17 protein-coding genes are annotated in these 16472 nt (G+C 60.0%); 9 read left to right on the top strand and 8 right to left on the bottom strand.

What is annotated here, in order from left to right:
* The first annotated feature begins 77 nt into the window (after nt 1-77).
* Entirely contained in the window at nt 78-1676 is a 1599-nt protein-coding gene (locus tag EGT36_RS24820; RefSeq protein WP_004445506.1) for an ABC transporter substrate-binding protein, read from the top strand.
* Between the two features lie 371 nt (nt 1677-2047).
* On the opposite strand, the gene EGT36_RS24815 is transcribed toward EGT36_RS24820, so the two are convergent.
* From EGT36_RS24815 to EGT36_RS24800, 4 genes are read right to left on the bottom strand one after another with little or no spacing between them, the layout of a single operon-like run.
* Nucleotides 2048-2806, bottom strand: coding sequence for an ABC transporter ATP-binding protein (locus tag EGT36_RS24815; protein ID WP_125271245.1), 759 nt, complete (start codon nt 2804-2806; stop codon nt 2048-2050).
* On the bottom strand, nt 2806-3642 hold the full coding sequence (locus EGT36_RS24810; RefSeq protein ID WP_004445510.1) for an ABC transporter ATP-binding protein: 837 nt from the start codon (nt 3640-3642) through the stop codon (nt 2806-2808). The genes EGT36_RS24815 and EGT36_RS24810 overlap by 1 nt, the downstream gene beginning before the upstream one ends.
* Nucleotides 3643-3646: 4 nt before the next feature.
* A complete protein-coding gene (locus EGT36_RS24805; protein ID WP_125271244.1) occupies nt 3647-4534 on the bottom strand; it encodes an ABC transporter permease in 888 nt (295 codons plus the stop codon).
* Nucleotides 4534-5556: an ABC transporter permease gene (locus EGT36_RS24800; protein ID WP_125271243.1), complete on the bottom strand. Its 1023-nt coding sequence runs from the start codon at nt 5554-5556 to the stop codon at nt 4534-4536. Before EGT36_RS24800 ends, EGT36_RS24805 begins: the two co-directional genes overlap by 1 nt.
* Nucleotides 5557-5851: 295 nt before the next feature.
* Between EGT36_RS24800 and EGT36_RS24795 the strand changes: the two genes are divergently transcribed.
* Entirely contained in the window at nt 5852-6487 is a 636-nt protein-coding gene (locus EGT36_RS24795) for a LysE family translocator (RefSeq protein ID WP_125271242.1), read from the top strand.
* A gap of 27 nt (nt 6488-6514) precedes the next feature.
* Here EGT36_RS24795 and EGT36_RS24790 read toward each other — a convergent pair whose 3' ends face one another.
* Both EGT36_RS24790 and EGT36_RS24785 read right to left on the bottom strand, forming a co-directional pair.
* Nucleotides 6515-7243, bottom strand: a complete 729-nt coding sequence (locus EGT36_RS24790; RefSeq protein ID WP_004445516.1) for a FadR/GntR family transcriptional regulator — start codon at nt 7241-7243, stop codon at nt 6515-6517.
* 91 nt (nt 7244-7334) lie between these two features.
* Nucleotides 7335-8321, bottom strand: coding sequence for a GlxA family transcriptional regulator (locus EGT36_RS24785; RefSeq protein WP_004445517.1), 987 nt, complete (start codon nt 8319-8321; stop codon nt 7335-7337).
* Between the two features lie 127 nt (nt 8322-8448).
* Between EGT36_RS24785 and EGT36_RS24780 the strand changes: the two genes are divergently transcribed.
* The 7 genes from EGT36_RS24780 (at nt 8449) to EGT36_RS24750 (ending at nt 13258) form a co-directional block, all read left to right on the top strand.
* Nucleotides 8449-9276, top strand: coding sequence for an alpha/beta fold hydrolase (locus tag EGT36_RS24780; protein ID WP_034497036.1), 828 nt, complete (start codon nt 8449-8451; stop codon nt 9274-9276).
* Between the two features lie 26 nt (nt 9277-9302).
* Nucleotides 9303-10094 (top strand): SDR family NAD(P)-dependent oxidoreductase, encoded by a 792-nt coding sequence (locus EGT36_RS24775; RefSeq protein WP_125271241.1) that lies wholly within the window; start codon nt 9303-9305, stop codon nt 10092-10094.
* A gap of 13 nt (nt 10095-10107) precedes the next feature.
* Complete coding sequence (locus tag EGT36_RS24770; protein ID WP_004445520.1) at nt 10108-10593, top strand: hypothetical protein; 486 nt, start codon at nt 10108-10110, stop codon at nt 10591-10593.
* A gap of 181 nt (nt 10594-10774) precedes the next feature.
* The gene (blh, locus tag EGT36_RS24765; protein ID WP_125271240.1) at nt 10775-12070 is read left to right on the top strand and encodes a bifunctional sulfur transferase/dioxygenase Blh; all 1296 of its coding nucleotides are present in this window, start codon (nt 10775-10777) and stop codon (nt 12068-12070) included.
* A gap of 53 nt (nt 12071-12123) precedes the next feature.
* Entirely contained in the window at nt 12124-12420 is a 297-nt protein-coding gene (gene bigR, locus EGT36_RS24760) for a sulfite-sensing transcriptional repressor BigR (RefSeq protein WP_045531466.1), read from the top strand.
* Nucleotides 12417-12824 (top strand): YeeE/YedE family protein, encoded by a 408-nt coding sequence (locus EGT36_RS24755; protein WP_172965710.1) that lies wholly within the window; start codon nt 12417-12419, stop codon nt 12822-12824. The genes bigR and EGT36_RS24755 overlap by 4 nt, the downstream gene beginning before the upstream one ends.
* Nucleotides 12821-13258 carry a YeeE/YedE family protein gene (locus EGT36_RS24750; protein WP_037091282.1) on the top strand — a complete coding sequence of 146 codons (438 nt, stop codon included), beginning with the start codon at nt 12821-12823 and terminating at the stop codon, nt 13256-13258. Before EGT36_RS24755 ends, EGT36_RS24750 begins: the two co-directional genes overlap by 4 nt.
* A 73-nt stretch (nt 13259-13331) precedes the next feature.
* Here the strand turns inward: EGT36_RS24750 and gpmI are convergent, their stop codons facing one another.
* Both gpmI and EGT36_RS24730 read right to left on the bottom strand, forming a co-directional pair.
* Complete coding sequence (gpmI, locus tag EGT36_RS24745; RefSeq protein ID WP_125271239.1) at nt 13332-14849, bottom strand: 2,3-bisphosphoglycerate-independent phosphoglycerate mutase; 1518 nt, start codon at nt 14847-14849, stop codon at nt 13332-13334.
* A 344-nt stretch (nt 14850-15193) separates the two neighbouring features.
* Complete coding sequence (locus EGT36_RS24730) at nt 15194-16471, bottom strand: dihydrolipoamide acetyltransferase family protein (RefSeq protein WP_125271237.1); 1278 nt, start codon at nt 16469-16471, stop codon at nt 15194-15196.
* Nucleotide 16472: the final 1 nt, after the last annotated feature.

Genomic DNA, 16472 nt, shown 5'->3' with positions numbered 1-16472 from the left:
CACGCCGCCCGAGGAGGAACCGGGCACGTGGATCGAAACGTGGAAGGCCGTATGAAGCGGCCGTATTGGGAGGAAAGATGAAACATTTTCTTGCAACAGCAGCACTTGGCGCCCTGCTGATCGGCGCCATGCCGCTCAGCACTTTTGCCGAGACGCCAAAGGACCAGCTCATTGTCGCCACGACCATGAGCAATATCCTCACACTCGACCCCGCCGCCATCACCGGCCGCGAGACCGTGCAGGTTCTGAACAATATCTATGACACCCTGATCGTGCTTTCGCCTGAGGACCGCAGCGTCCAGCCGCGCCTTGCCGAACGCTGGGAAATAGCCGAAGACCGGAAGTCGATCCGTTTCCATCTGCGTGCCGATGCCAAGTTCGCTTCCGGCAATGCCGTGACGGCAAAGGATGTGGCATGGAGCCTCAAACGGCTGCTCGCCCGCAACCTGGCGCAATCATCCTTTCTGAAAACCCGCGGTTTCAAGCTCGAAGAGGCCGACAAGCTTTTCGTTGCCGAAAGCGATCAGATCTTCGTGCTGAATATCCCCAAGCCCGACGATCCCAACCTTCTCCTGATGATCCTTGCCCAGAACGGTCCCGGCTCGATCATCGACAGCCAGACCGCGCTTGAGAATGAGAAGGATGGCGATCTCGGCGGCGCATGGCTGACGCTGAATTCCGCCGGCTCCGGCCCCTTCAAGCTGACCCAGTGGAAATCCAACGAATATATCATCCTCACCCGCAACGACGATTATTGGGGTGAAAAGGCCAAGATGAAGCGTATCCTGATGCGCCATCTGCCGGAATCGCAGTCGCAGCGGCTCATGCTGGAAAAGGGCGATATCGACGTTGCCTATTCCCTGCAGGCTCCGGATCTGAAATCACTTGAGGCCGACAAGGCCGTCACCATCGAATCCACACCGGGCTCCGGTTTCTATTACCTCAGCGTTTCGATGAAGGATGAGAAATTCGCGAACAAGAAGGTGCGCGAGGCCTTGCGTTACCTGATTGATTACGATGGTCTCGACAAGGCGGTCATGCCCTATTACGGCAAGCTGCATCAGCGCTCCCTCAGCACCGGCGTCATGGGTGCGCTGCCGGATCAGGGCTACAAGCTCGATATTGAAAAAGCCAAGGCGCTTCTGGCCGAGGCCGGTTATCCTGATGGGTTCAAGACAACGCTGCGCGTGCTTTCGGAAGACCCGTTCATGAAAGCCGCAACGGCGATCCAGAACACGCTCGCCCAGGCAGGCATTCAGGCCGAGCTGATCAGCGGCTCCGGCGACCAGATCTATGGTGCGATGCGCGAGCGCAACTTCGAATTGCTGCTCGGCCGCGGTGGCGGCGGCCAGCAGCCGCACCCGGACAACAACCTGCGCTCGATTGCCTACAACCCCAATAATGCCGATGACGCCAAGCTCACGAATTACCAGAGCTGGCGCACCAGCTTCTTCGACGAAAAGCTGAACAAGATGATCGAGGAAGCGCTTGTTGAGCGCGATGCGGCAAAACAGACGAAGCTTTATGAAGACCTGCAGGGTTATATGGATGAAATCGTCATGTCCATTCAGCCATTCTCCGAAGTGGTCGACACCGCAGCCTTCCGCAGCGACGTCAAGGGCATGATCGTCAGTCCCTGGCTCTCTAGGTTTGAAGTGGTGAGCAAGGAGCGATAATCGGCGCCATATCTGCGAGTAAGAAAAGGCGCGGCTAACCCCGCGCTTTTTTTGCTGCCGACGAGGCCTTACAAAGCCGAAATATTCCGCACTCCGTCACCCCGGACTAGATCCGGGTCCAGCGCGATCAAGTCCTTGATCGCGTAAGACTCCTCTTACGGCGCAGACATGCCGTGGCTGGATGCCGGATCTAGTCCGGCATGACGGCGGAGAGGCTCCGTTTGTCAGCAGCCCATGGCCCGATTACCACCGGTCTTTTCTATCTTCGGCCTGCCTCCCCCAAAAAAATGCCCGGCGGGGAGGCCGGGCAAGGAAGGAGGCTGTTATTATCCGTGGCGCCCCGGAGGAGGACGGTCACGTTCTTGGAGCCGTCACGCGCCTTCATATTCCAGTGAAGCGCCGATCAGTTCGCGCGCATAAGGATGCGTTGCATCGTTGCCAGCAATGGCCTCGCGCGGCAGGATTTCGGTTATTTCGCCACGCAGCATCACGGCGAAGCGATCGCACATGTGATCGACCACGCCGAGATCATGGGTCACCATGATATAGGTGAAACCGCGCTCTTCCCGCAGCCGCTGCAAGAGGTTGAGGATTTCCGCCTGGACCGAGACATCGAGCGCCGAGGTCGGCTCATCGAGCAGCAGCAGCGACGGTTCCAGGATCAGCGCCCTCGCAATCGCCACGCGCTGCCGTTGGCCGCCGGAGAGTTGGTGCGGGAAACGGTCGAGGAAAGACACCGGCAGGCCGACATCAGTGATGACCTTGCGCATGCGCTCCTCGCGGTCGCCGAGCTTGTGGATCGCAAGCGATTCACCAAGCACGGTGCGCACCGACTGGCGGGGATGCAGAGAGCCATAGGGGTCCTGAAACACCATCTGCAGCATACGGCAGCGCTCGATCAGCGGCACGTCTCGCACCGATCTGCCGTCGATGAGGATATCGCCTGTCCAGAAATCGTTGAGCATTGAGACGCAGCGCAACACGGTGGACTTGCCCGAACCGCTTTCACCGACCAGCCCGAAACATTCGCCGGGCTCGACACGGAACGACACCGAAGGCAGCACTTTCATTGCGGTGCTGCCGCTGCCGAAAGTGATGGAAAGATCGCGGGTTTCGACAGAAACGGCCATTATGCATTCTCCTCCAGCCATTCAGGGCGGCGGTCCAGCACCGCAAGCGGTGCGCGCGCACCGCCGATACGCGGCTGTGCCGCCAGAAGGCCGCGCGTATAGGGATGCTGCGCCTGATCGAGATCGCGGGCGGCCAGCGTTTCCACCACGCGGCCTGAATACATGATCAGCACCCGGTCGCAGAAATTGCGCACAAGGTTGAGATCGTGGCTGATCATGATGAGGCCGATGCCGCGATCGCGCACCAGACCGTCGAGAATGTTCAGCACCTGCAACCGCACCGTCACATCAAGCGCCGAAGTTGGTTCGTCAGCGATGACGAGATCGGGATCGGCAAGCAGCATCATGGCGATCATCACGCGCTGACCCATGCCACCGGAGATTTCGTGCGGGTATTGCTCGTAGACACGTGAGGCATCGCGGATCTTCACCGCATCCAGCATCGCCAGCGCCTTTTCCCGTGCCTCGGCTTTTGATGCCCTGAAGTGGCGCAGATAGGTCTCCGTCACCTGATCGCCGACGCGACGGATGGGGTTGAGGGAGAATTTCGGATCCTGAAGGATCATCGACATGCGCCGGCCGCGAACCTTCAGCATCTCCTTCTCATCGAGGGAGAGAAGATCGAGCCCGTCGAAAGCCAGCTTGTCAGCGGTGATCGTTGCCGAAGGCAGGAGGCGCAACAGAGCGCGTCCGACTGTGGATTTTCCCGAACCGCTTTCACCGACAATGCCGAGCCGCTCCCGACCGAGCGTGAAGGAGATGCCGCGCACCGCCTCGGTGGGTGAGCCACCATAACGGATACGGAGATTTTCAACATCAAGGATTGGTTTTTCCATGTTCCTATCTCCGGTTCATCTGCTTCGGATCGAGCGCATCCCGCAGCCCGTCACCGAGGAGGTTGAAAGCGAGACTGACAGACAGGATCGCAATGCCGGGAAAGGTCACCAGCCACCAGCTATCCAGCATGTAACGCCGGCCGGTGGCGATCATCGCTCCCCATTCCGGCAGCGGCGGCTGCGCGCCGAGGCCAAGAAAGCCCAGACCTGCGGCGGTCAGAATGACGGTTGCCATGTTCAGCGTCAGTCTGATGAGAACCGAGGGGAGACACATGGGCATGATCGACTTGACGATGATGCGCAGCGGCGACGCGCCCTGAAGCCTTGCAGCGGCAATGTAATCCGCCTTGCGAAAGGTCATGGCTTCAGCGCGGGCAAGACGCGCAATCGGCGGCCATGAGGTGAGCGCAATTGCAATGATCGCATTATTAAGGCTCGGACCCAGCGCTGCGACGAAGGCGAGCGACAGGATGAGGCTAGGGAAAGACAGGAAAATATCCGTGATGCGCATCATCACCGTCTCGAACTTGCCGCCGAGATAACCGGATGCCGTACCGACCAGAAGGCCGACGGGACCGACGATGATCGATACCAGCATGATGATGGTGAGCGTGATGCGAGCGCCCCAGAGAAGACGGCTATAGATATCGCGCCCCAGCTCATCCGTCCCGAAGACATGGCCGCTGCCCGGGGGCTGCAGCGTGTTGGCGAGATTCTGTGCGTAAGGGTCATGCGTCGCGAGCCAGGGCGCAAAAATCGCCGAGATGACGAGCAGCAGCAAGATAAGCAGGCCGAAAGCCGATGTCGGGCTTTTGAGCAGGAAGACGATAATGTTCTTCAGCGCGTTCAGCGGCACCGGAAGACGGAAGGAAGTTTCAGCACGGGCCGTCATCAGCGGGTCCTCGGATCGAAAAAGCGGTAGAGAATGTCGGACAGGAGATTGAGCCCGATAAACATGACGCCGACGATCAGTACACAGGTCATCACGGCATTCATGTCGCCGATGATAAGATTGCTGGTGAGATATTGCCCGAAACCCGGCCAGGCGAAGACGGTCTCAATGAGGACCGCTCCTTCCAGCAGCGAACCGTAAGCCAGCGCGATGATGGTGACCAGCTGCACGCGAATATTGCCAAAAGCATGCAGCCACACCGTCTGCCGCTGCGACAGGCCTTTGACACGCGCGGTCGTCACATATTCCTGCCCCAGCTGATCCAGCATGAAGCTGCGCGTCATGCGGGTGATATAGGCAGAGGAGGAATAGCCCAGCAGGGCAGCTGGCAGGATGAGGTGGTTGATGGCCGACCGGAAGACCTCCATGTCACCCGCAAGCAGGCTGTCGATCAGCAGAAAGCCCGTCCGCTCCTCCACCAGACCGATATAGAACTGGTCCATGCGGCCACCGCCGCCAACGAGGCCGAGATGGGCGTAAAAAACGATCAGCGCGATCATGCCCGTCCAGAAGATCGGCATGGAATGGCCGAACAGGCTGAGAACGCGCACAAGATGATCCTGCCAGCGGTCTTTCTTCACGGCGGCGTAAACGCCCATGGGGATGCCGAGGCCGGCACCGATCAGGATGGCGAAGGTCGCAAGCTCGATCGTCGCCGGCATCACGCTTATGATGTCCTCGATGACGGGGCGGCCCGTGCGGATCGACGTTCCGAAATTGCCGGTGAAGACATCTCCGAGATAATAGACGAACTGCTGCCACAGCGGGCGGTCAAAGCCGAGCGCGTGATAGACCTGTTCATAGGTTTCACGGGTCGCATCCTCACCGACAATGGCCCGCACTGGGTCGGCGGGCATCAGGCGGCCAATGAAAAAGGTCAGCAGCAGCAATCCAAGCAGCGTGACCGCAATACTTCCGATCTGGCCGGACAGGCCATAAAGCGAAAGGCGTCTTTTTGACATGATTCCTCCCTTGCCAGTCACCGAGCGTGCAAGGAGCACATCCTGTCTGACAACTACGGTAAAGTTGTCACAGGTGTTGCAGGCTGTCAAGCATCCGACGCCAAAATCGATATCGGCAAGCGCGGGGGTATACAGGCACAGCGTTGCCCAGGCGGCGTTGCGGCGTTCTTCTTTCCCTAAAGAAGCCCACATTGCCACAACCGCAAAACGCTGTATTCTCCCTGCCCACAGAAGGCTGACATGGAAATTCATGGCGATTTGATCGCTCGTGTCTGCTGCCTCGGGGGAGGAAAATATGATCGACGTGACGCTTCTGGCCTTTGCCATGGTCGCCTTTATCGGCATTGCAACACCCGGCCCCACCGTCTTGCTGGCGCTTGCCAATGGTTCGAAATTCGGCGTGCGTCGCGCGATGATCGGCATGGCTGGTGCCGTCCTTTCGGATTTCGTCCTGATCGGCGCGGTTGCACTGGGACTGGGGGCTCTTATGGCCGCCTCGGAGTTCTGGTTCGGTGTCGTCAAATGGGCGGGGGTCTGCTACCTTGTTTACCTTGGCATCATGCTTCTGCGTTCAAGAGGGACGCTTGACGGCGCTCTCGGCTCTGCAGAGGCAAACAGGGCCGCATCGGCGCGTTCAATCTCCCTGAAGAGCTTTCTCGTCGCCGTGACCAATCCCAAGGGATACCTCTTTTTTTCGGCCTTCCTGCCGCAATTCATCGATGTCGCCGCGCAGCAGATTCAGCAATATACCGTACTTGCGCTAATCTTCGCCGGCATCGATTTCATCGTGATGTTCGCATACGCCCTGTTCGGCGCGCAGGCGGTCAGGATATTGCGCAAGTCCGGAGCATTATGGCTCGACCGCATCTGCGGCGGCGCGCTGTTGACGCTTGCTGCTTCCCTGGCCTTTTACCGACGGGCCAACGCATAATTCGGCGCCATATCAGCTATTTCCGCCTTACTCAGCCACGGTGCGGGACCGCAGGAGCACCTTGTAACGCTCGAGACTGCCGCGCAGATGCGAGGCCATATATTGGCGCGCGGCATCGGCGTCTCCCTCGATAATGGCATCGACGATCTTGCCGTGCTCCTCTTGAAGGTGGAGGTTGTAATCCTTGGGGCGCGACCCCGGCGCGGCACCCTGTAATTCGCCGCGGGGAATGATACCGGACCGAATGAGTTGAAGAAACTCCGGAAACCGCCTGTTCTGCGTGGCCTGCGCGATGGCGAGATGGAATTCGAAATCGGCGTCCCGCGTTGGTAGCCCGGCGGCGAGACAGTCACCGACACGCCGATGCGCATCCACGATCGATTCCACCTGCACGGCGGAACGGCGCGAGGCCGCCAGCCCGGCGGATTCCACTTCGAACACGGTCCGCAGTTCCAGGAGTTCGATGACCGAGGAAATGCGACCCACGGCGAGATCGTTAAAAGGCAGTTCCTTTGCCGGCTTGGCTTCGACAGCAAAGACCCCTGCGCCCTTGCGTGCTTCAACGAGGCCATCGGCACGAAGAATGGCGATGGCCTCGCGCACAACCGTTCGGCTGACGGAATATTCCCGCGTCAATTCGCTTTCGCTCGGAAGCCGGTCACCCGGGCGGAACACCCCCTCCGCCAGATCCCGTCGCAAGGCCGAACTGATTTTCGCCGCAAGCGATACTTGCTTGGTGCTGCTCTCGACGTCCATTCCGGCCCACCTGTTTTAAACTTGTCTGGCATGTTAGCAAACACCGGCCACATTGCAAGTGCCGGGTACCACCACCCCCATCGGATCAACCTCAGGCAGCAACCATGGCCGAACCGCTGGAAAAGCGGCTTCTATACTCTCCCGGTGAGAGGCCGAGAATGCGGTGAAACACCCGGCGAAAGGCGGCAGCGTCCTCATAACCCACCGACCAAGCGATCTGATCGACCGAACGGCGGGTGAATTCCAGCAATTCACGCGCCTTGCCGACCCGCAGGTGCTGGACATATTCGATGGGCTTCATGCCGGTCGCCACCTTGAAGCGGCGCAAGAAGGTTCGCTCCTCCAGCCCGGCATGGCCGGCCATGTCGGTAACGCTTGTCGCCCGCCCGGCACGGGCCTGCAACCAATGCTGCACCTTCAGGATCGGCTCATCGCCATGCGTCAGCCTTGGGGCGAAACTACTATAATGACGCTGTTCCCGTCCTGACGGGTCGATCAGCAGAAACTTGCCGGTCTCGATCATCACGGAAGGGCCGAGCAGCCGGTCGACGATGCGCAGGCCAAGATCGGTCCACGCCATCAACCCGCCGGCCGTGATGATATCGCCGTCCTCGATGACGATCTTGTCTATCTCCAGCCGGACATCGGGAAATCGGTCCCGAAAACGCTCCGCAAACAACCAGTGGGTCGTCGCCGGGCGGCCAGCCAGAAGCCCGGTGGCCGCGAGCATGAACGACCCGCCGCAACTGGCAGCCAGCGTCGCGCCCTGGGCGTGCCGGTTCAGCAGCCAGCGGGCGTAAGGCTCGGCTTCCTCGATTTCAGCCGGCCCGGTCAACCGGCCGGGCACAACGAAGATATCGGGATGCCCCGGCCCGCCGGGTTCCGTGTCATAGGAGCGGGAAAATTCACCGCCTTCGCCCATGCTCCAATGGCTGACCCGCAATTTAGGCCCGCCGCGATCCTGTGAAAATACCGACGCGATGGCGAAAAGATCGGTGATGCCATGCACCATGGCGATCTGGCAGTCCCGATAGAGGACCAGCCCCACTTCCAGCGCGCTTCCCGTTACACCCGCCATGCCCAACCCCCGTTTTGTCAGTTTCGGCTCGCTTTCTGTCAGAAGCGCCAATCCATCCCCGGCTGCGTCAAGAGTATCTCTATTCCCACGGGACGCAAGCAAGCTCCCTGCAACAGGAGAGAGAGCCATGACAACGATCACCACCAGAGACGGAACGCACATCTTCTACAAGGACTGGGGCCCGAAAGACGGACAGCCCATCATCTTCTCCCACGGCTGGCCGCTCAGCGCCGACGCCTGGGACGCGCAGATGGTGTTCTTCGCCAATAACGGTTTCCGCACCATCGCCCATGACCGCCGCAGCCACGGCCGCTCCGATCAGGTTTGGCATGACAACACCATGGATCAATATGCCGACGATCTGGCCGAGTTGATCGAACAACTCGATCTTCACGACATCATTCTGGTTGGCCATTCCACCGGTGGCGGCGAGGTGACACGTTATATCGGCCGCCACGGCACCGCCCGCGTTGCCAAGATCGCTCTCATCGGCGCGGTGCCGCCGCTGATGCTGAAGACGGAAAGCAACGCCATCGGTCTGCCAATCGATGTTTTCGACGGCATCCGTAAGGGCACCTATGACAATCGCAGCCAGTTCTTCAAGGATCTGACCATTCCCTTCTACGGCTACAACCGCGAAGGCGCCGTCATATCCGAAGGTATCCGTGATGAGTTCTGGCGGCAGGGCATGATGGGCGGCCTGAAAGGTCAGCTCGACAGTATCCGCGCCTTTTCGGAAAGCGATTTCCATCAGGACCTGAAAGCTTTCGACAAGCCGACGCTGGTTCTCCACGGCGATGACGACCAGATCGTGCCGGTCGGCGCTTCCGCGCTTTCCACGGTCAAGATCGTCAAACATGCGGTGCTCAAAATCTATCAGGGAGCCGATCACGGCCTGACACAGACCCATCAGGACCGGTTCAACGCCGACCTGCTCGCCTTCATCAACGGCTGAAACCACCGGATACAGGAGACACGGACATGACACAGAATACATTTCTTATCACCGGCGCATCCGACGGCATCGGCGCGGTTTATGCCGAACGTCTGGCAAAACGCGGCCACGGTCTCATTCTGGTGGCGCGACGCGCCGAGAAGCTGAAGGCATTGGCCGCGCAGCTGGAAAAGGATCATCACATCGCCGTCGAGGTTCTCTCCGCCGATCTTTCCAGGGCGGAAGATCTCGAAAAGGTCGAGGCGCGGCTGCGTGAGGACCGGCGGATTACCGGCCTCGTCAACAATGCCGGTATCGCTGGTGAAGGCGCGATCACGGCGCTGGACCCAGCCTATGTGACGACGATGATCAACCTCAACATTCTCGCCGTCACGCGGCTCGCGGCGGCCATCGCGCCGCGCCTTGCCGCCGACGGAAAGGGCACGATCATCAACATTACATCAGTTACAGCACTGATGCCGGCAGCATTCACCGCCGTCTACCCGGCCACCAAGGCTTTCGTGCTCGCTTTTACCGAGGCGCTGCAGGCACAGCTTTCACCCTCTGGCGTGCGGGTTCAGGCCGTTCTTCCAGGTATCACCCGCACGGCCATCTGGGAGGAAGAACGGCTCGATGCCATTCCGGCCGCGATGGTCATGGATGTGCATGACATGGTGGATGCTGCCCTTGCCGGTCTCGACCTTGGCGAAGCGCTGACCATTCCCTCCCTGCCGGACACTGCCGATCTTGAAAATTTCCTTGCCGCGCGTGCAGCCCTGCGGCCCAATCTCTCCCATGCACTTGCCGCCAGCCGGTATCGTGCAGCCAAACCCGAATAGAGGGATACGTATCATGATCCTCGGACTGACCATTCCCCAATTCACTGCACTGCATGTGGGCTTGAGCTTCATCGGCATTGCTACCGGACTGATCGCCCTGCCCGCTTATGCGGCAGGGCGATGGATGCCACGCATGATGGCGCTATTCCTCGTCACCACGCTTGCCACCACGCTCACCGGCTTCCTGTTCCCAATCGGAAATTTCACGCCGGCACTCGGTGTCGGCGTCATATCGACCCTCGTTCTGGCAATCGCACTTGTCGCGCTTTACGGATACGGTCTGAATGGCAGGGCGCGCATCATTTATACGATCACCGCCACGATGAGCCTCTATCTCAACATGTTCGTCCTGATCGTACAGGCCTTTCTCAAGGTCGAAACGCTCAACAAGCTGGCGCCGAACGGCAATGAACCACCCTTCCTTATCGCCCAGACGGTCCTGCTTGTAGGAGCCATCTGTCTCGGCTGGAAGGCGACGCGCCGCAGGCTTGCCGTCTGAGGCCAGTGTGAATTCTAATCGATGCCGCAAACATGCCTTGCGCCCTGCCACTCGGGCGCAAGGGATGTTCCGCTAACACGCCACAAGCCGCAGAAAGCTGAGAAGGTACCTCGCACTCTTGCCAGCGATCAATATACATTATATAATAATATATATTGAGTTGTTGCCACAGGAGATGTCGATGAAAGTCGTTAAGATCAACGAGCGCTTGACCGTTGCGGGGCAGCCGATGACCGCCGATTTCCAATCGCTCTCCGCGCAGGGTTATAAAAGCGTCATCAATGCCCGGCCGGATGGCGAAGAGCCGGGCCAACCGGGCAATGAGCAGGAAAGAAGCGCCGCCGGGGCGGCAGGCATGGACTATGGCTTCATCCCGGTCACCGGCCCTGCTATCACTGAGGCCGATATCCGCGCCTTTCAACAGAAAATGGCGGAAGCGGCAGGCCCCGTTTTTGCCCATTGCAAGGGTGGCACCCGTGCGCTCACGCTTCATGTGCTTGGGGAAGCGCTCGACGGACGCATGGAACGCGGCGACATCGAGGCGTTTGGCAAGGCGCATGGCTTTGATCTTTCCGGCGCCACCCGCTGGCTGGAGCGACGCGCGGCAGCGGTTCCGCACGTCAAGGCATTCTTTGATCCGCGCACCTGGAGCGTGCAATATGTCGTTTCCGATCCAGTGACCAAACGCTGCGCCATTATCGATCCGGTCTATGATTTCGATGAGAAATCCGGCGCAACCGGAACGATGAATGCCGACGCCATTCTGAACCATGTGGAAAGCGAAGGCCTGTCGGTGGAATGGATTCTCGATACCCATCCGCATGCCGACCATTTCTCCGCCGCCCATTACCTGAAGCAGAAGACCGGTGCGCAGACAGCCATCGGCGCGAAAATCACCGGCGTACAGCGGCTCTGGCAGGAAAAATACAATTGGCCTGACCTTGAAACCGATGGTTCGCAGTGGGACAGGCTGTTCGAGGCGGGCGACAGGTTCAATATCGGTTCGCTTGAAGCGCGCGTGCTGTTTTCGCCCGGCCATACGCTCGCCTCCGTAACCTATGTGGTGGGAGATGCCGCCTTCGTGCACGATACGCTTTTCATGCCGGATTCAGGCACAGCGCGGGCTGATTTTCCCGGTGGCAGCGCCAGAGAACTCTGGGCGTCCATTCAGGACATTCTCGCCCTTCCGGACGAAACACGGCTGTTCACCGGCCATGATTATCAGCCCGGCGGCCGCGCGCCGAAATGGGAAAGTACGGTGGGCGAACAGAAACGCAGCAATCCACATCTGGTCGGCATGACGGAGGAAAGCTTCATCCACCTCAGGGAAACGCGGGATCGGACCTTGCCGATGCCAAAGCTCATCCTCCATGCCCTGCAGGTCAATATTCGCGGCGGACGCCTGCCGGAGCCGGAGGCAAATGGCAGGCGTTACCTGAAATTCCCTCTTGATGTGCTGGAGGGAAGCACGTGGTAAAGGGAAAGACGCCCGGAAAGCCCCTTCATACTCCTGACATTCCCCTTCCCGCCATGGAGGAACGGGCCGTGGAAGTCGCGCTGCTTTTGAAGACCCTTGCCCACCCTGCGCGGCTGATGCTGGCCTGCACGCTGGCGCAGGGAGAATTCTCCGTGGGAGAGCTGGAAGCCAGGCTGGATATTCGCCAGCCTACACTCTCCCAGCAGCTGGGCGTCCTGCGGGAAGCCGGTGTGGTTGAAACCCGGCGTGACGCCAAGCAAATTTTCTACCAGCTGAGCGAAGCGAAAGCGGCGCAGCTGATCGAGGCGCTTTACACCATATTCTGCGCGCCGGAGGAGGAGACCGCGTGAGCCCCTACTGGTCTTCTCTTTTCGGCGGCATGTTGCTCGGCCTCGCCTGCGTTCTCCTGTTTGTCTTTAACGGCCGCATTGCCGGTATCAGCGGGATCATCGGCAGAACTCTTGGCAGGGAGCGGCGTCTTGCCGACCTCGCTTTCATCGCCGGCTTGCTGGCGGGACCTTATATCCATGCCGCAGCATTCGGCCGGCTGCCCGCAATCACCGTCGCTGCCCCTTGGCCCCTCATCCTGATTGCCGGTCTGCTGGTAGGTTTTGGCACACGCATGGGCTCCGGCTGCACCTCCGGCCATGGCATCATGGGGCTGGCGCGGTTTTCCCGGCGCTCGATCGCCGCAACCGCCACCTTCCTGATCGCCGGCATCTTTACTGCGACGATAGCGGGAGCCCTGTCATGAAAAATCCGGCCGTAGCGCGTATTGCACTTGCATTGCTTGCAGGAGCGTTGTTCGGATTCGGCCTTTCGCTGTCGAGCATGGTCGATCCGGCGCGTGTTTCCGGCTTTCTCGACATCGCAAGCGGCCATTGGGACCCGAGCCTGATGTTCGTTCTTGGCGGTGCCGTTATGGTCGCGGCGCCGGGCGTGCTGCTCAGCAGACGTCTCGCCAAGCCCGTTCTCGCCGACGATTTCCGCCTTCCAGCAAAGACCCGCATCGACGGGCCGCTGATAACCGGCTCGGCGATTTTCGGCATCGGTTGGGGGCTTGCCGGTTTCTGCCCCGGCCCGGCACTCTCCGCTGTCGGCCTTGGGCTGATGCCAGTCGTTCTTTTCGTCTGCGCCATGATTGCCGGCATGCTGGCGCACGACCGCCTCTACCCGAAGCAGTCATAGCTCAAAACGCTCGTTCGGAACCGGAAACAGACGGTCGCGCGGGGGTGAAATGCTGCCGCGCGACGACGCTTGATTAAAGGTCGATCAGGCTCTTGCCCGTCATTTCCGGCGGCAAGGGCACATTCATCAGTCGCAGCAGGGTGGGCGCGACATCGGCGAGAATGCCGTCATGCAGCTTCGCACCTTCAGGGCCACCGAAAAGGATCACCGGAACCGGATTTGTGGTGTGCGCCGTATGCGGGCCGCCGGTCACCGGGTCGACCATGGTTTCGCAATTGCCGTGGTCGGCAATCACAAGCATTGCGCCTCCCACTTTTTCGAGTGCGGCAACCACCGCACCGAGGCCACGATCCACGGCTTCACAGGCCTTGATTGCGGCCTGCAGATCACCGGTATGGCCGACCATATCAGGGTTGGCGTAATTGGTGACGATGAGATCGTAACCCTTGCCGATCGCCTCGACAAATTTTTCCGTTACCTCGGGCGCGCTCATTTCCGGCTGCAGGTCGTAGGTCGCGACCTTCGGGGATTTCGGCATGAAGCGGTCTTCACCGACTTCCGGCTCTTCCTTGCCGCCGTTCAGGAAGAACGTCACATGCGGATATTTTTCCGTTTCGGCGAGGCGGAACTGCGTAAGTCCCTGCTTCGCCACCCAGGCGCCAAGCGTGTTGACGATATCGCGCTTCGGGTAAGCCGTGGCCATGAAATCATTGTGCCGGGTAGAATATTCCACCATGCCAAGCAGCGCCGAGAGCACTGGCTTTTCGCGCGCAAAACCGTCGAAATCATCGGCACCGATGGCAAGCAGGATTTCACGCGCGCGGTCAGCACGGAAGTTCAGGCAGAACAGGCCATCGCCGGCCTTGAAGCCTTCGTAACCGTCGATCACGGTCGGCAGGATGAACTCGTCCGTGACTTTATTCGCGTAGCTCTGTGCAACGGCGCTCACCGCATCCCGGGCGTGCTCGCCTTTGGCCAGGACCATCGCGTCATAGGCCTTTTCGACACGCTCCCAGCGGTTGTCGCGGTCCATCGCATAATAACGGCCGATCACGGTGCCGATGCTGGCGCCTTCCGGCAGGCTTGCCACAAGCGCAGCCACAAAATCTTCAGCGGATTGCGGCGCGACGTCACGACCATCGGTGATGGCATGCACCACGACCTTCAGGCCGTGGCTGACCATCAGCTTCACCGCCGCCTGGCCGTGGAGGATATGGCCATGAACGCCGCCATCGGAAACGACGCACATCAGATGCGCCACACCGCCTGCGGCCTTCACCTTGGCGGCGAAATCAAGCATCGCCGCATTGCGGAAAAAGCTGCCATCCTCGATTGCAAGATCGATCTGGCCGAGATCCATGGCGACGATGCGGCCCGCACCGATATTGGTATGACCGACTTCGGAATTGCCCATTTGTCCGGTAGGCAGCCCCACCTTAGGACCAAACGTGGTGAGCCTCGCATTCGGGCAGGTGGCGAAAAGCCGGTCCATGGTGGGCGTGTTCGCCAGAACAGGCGCGTTGCTGGATGTATCCTCACTCAGCCCCCAGCCATCGAGAATAGTCAGGACAACGGGCTTGGGAGTTTGCATGGGAGGACCTTTTTCGTTCTGTTGCCGGCGGAGAGCGGACCGCCGGGCACCGGAGCGCCCTCGTCCGCGACTGTGATCGTGATGAGAAAACATGCTTCTCGTTCTTCTCTTCTATACCCGAAGATGACGAACGCAAGCCTATACCGATAGCGAAACAGTTCCGTGAAGGATGAAAACGCGGGCTAAGAAATGCGGTCATGACACGCATACGCCCTCATCCCTGTGCTCGTCACAGGAATCCAGCCGACGCGCGTCTGCGCGACGGGACGAGTCCTTTCAGCCCAAAGACTTGGGCTGGCTGGGTCCCTGTGACGAGCACAGGGAGGAGGGAGCACGGATCGCCTTCAATCGATGAAGATCAGCGCGGGCTTTTCCAGAAGCGCCTTGACGGCCTGTATGAAGACTGCCGCATCCCAGCCGTCCACGACACGATGATCGAAGCTCGAAGACAGGTTCATCATCCTGCGCGGCACAAAGCGAATTCCGTCCCAGACCGGCCGAGTCACGATCTTGTTGACGCCGATGATCGCCACTTCGGGGTAATTGATGATGGGCGTCGAAACGACACCACCCAACGCCCCAAGCGAGCTGATGGTGATGGTGGAGCCCATCAGTTCTTCCCGATGCGCCGTCCCGGTGCGAGCGGCTTCGGCAACGCGTGCGACCTCGTCTGCGCACTCCCAAAGGCCGAGCGCTTCCGCGTGGCGCACAACCGGGACGGTGAGACCTGACGGTGTCTGCGTGGCAATGCCGATATGAACCGCCTCGTAGTGGCTGACGACACCTTTTTCATCGTCGAAAATCGCATTCATACCAGGATGATCGGCAACGGCTTTGACAAGCGCGCGCATCAAAAATGGCAGGACCGTCAGTTTCGGCTGCCCGGAACGGCGGTTGCCGTTCATCGTAGCGCGCAGATCTTCCAGATCGGTCACGTCGACTTCTTCGACATAGGTGATGTGGGGAATGCGGGAGGCGGAAAGCACCATCTTCTCGGCAATCTTGCGCCTGAGCCCCGTCACCTTCACCTCTTCGACAGCGCTATCGTGGGCTGCCATCGGTTCAGTGCGTTCCGGCCGCCCCCGCACGGTTAAGAACGCGTCGAGATCGGCATGGGTAATATGCCCGTCGGGACCCGTTCCCTTGACCTGTGCAAGATCGATATCGAGATCGTCAGCACGCTGGCGAACGGCCGGAGATGCCAGCGGCTTATGGTGCAGTTCGGCGGCAGGCGCCGTGTTGGCCTCCCCGGCTTCGCGCGGCACCGGCTGGGTTTCAACGGGTGGCGGCGTGTCCGTCATGTCGGCGGGCGCTTCCTCTTCCGTCATGCGGGTCGGCGCCTCCCCTTCCGGCGCGCTACCATTGGCAGCGACGGCAGCGACATCGGTTTCGATGCGCAGGAGCGGTGCTTTCACCGGCACCGTATTTCCCACCGTTACCGCGAGCCAGGTGACGACGCCCGCCACCGGCGAAGGGATTTCCACCGTCGCCTTGTCGGTCATCACCGCGGCCAGCACCATGTCCTCGTGGACAAGATCGCCCGGTTTGACGTTCCATTCCACGAGTTCGGCTTCCGCCACACCTTCACCGACATCGGGCATGGTTAGAATAAATTCTGCCATG

Origin of the sequence: Agrobacterium sp. FDAARGOS_525 (assembly GCF_003938925.1) — a bacterium.
GTDB lineage: Bacteria > Pseudomonadota > Alphaproteobacteria > Rhizobiales > Rhizobiaceae > Agrobacterium > Agrobacterium pusense.
Note: the sequence above shows the minus strand (reverse complement) of the source record. Positions and strands in the feature narration are given on the sequence as shown.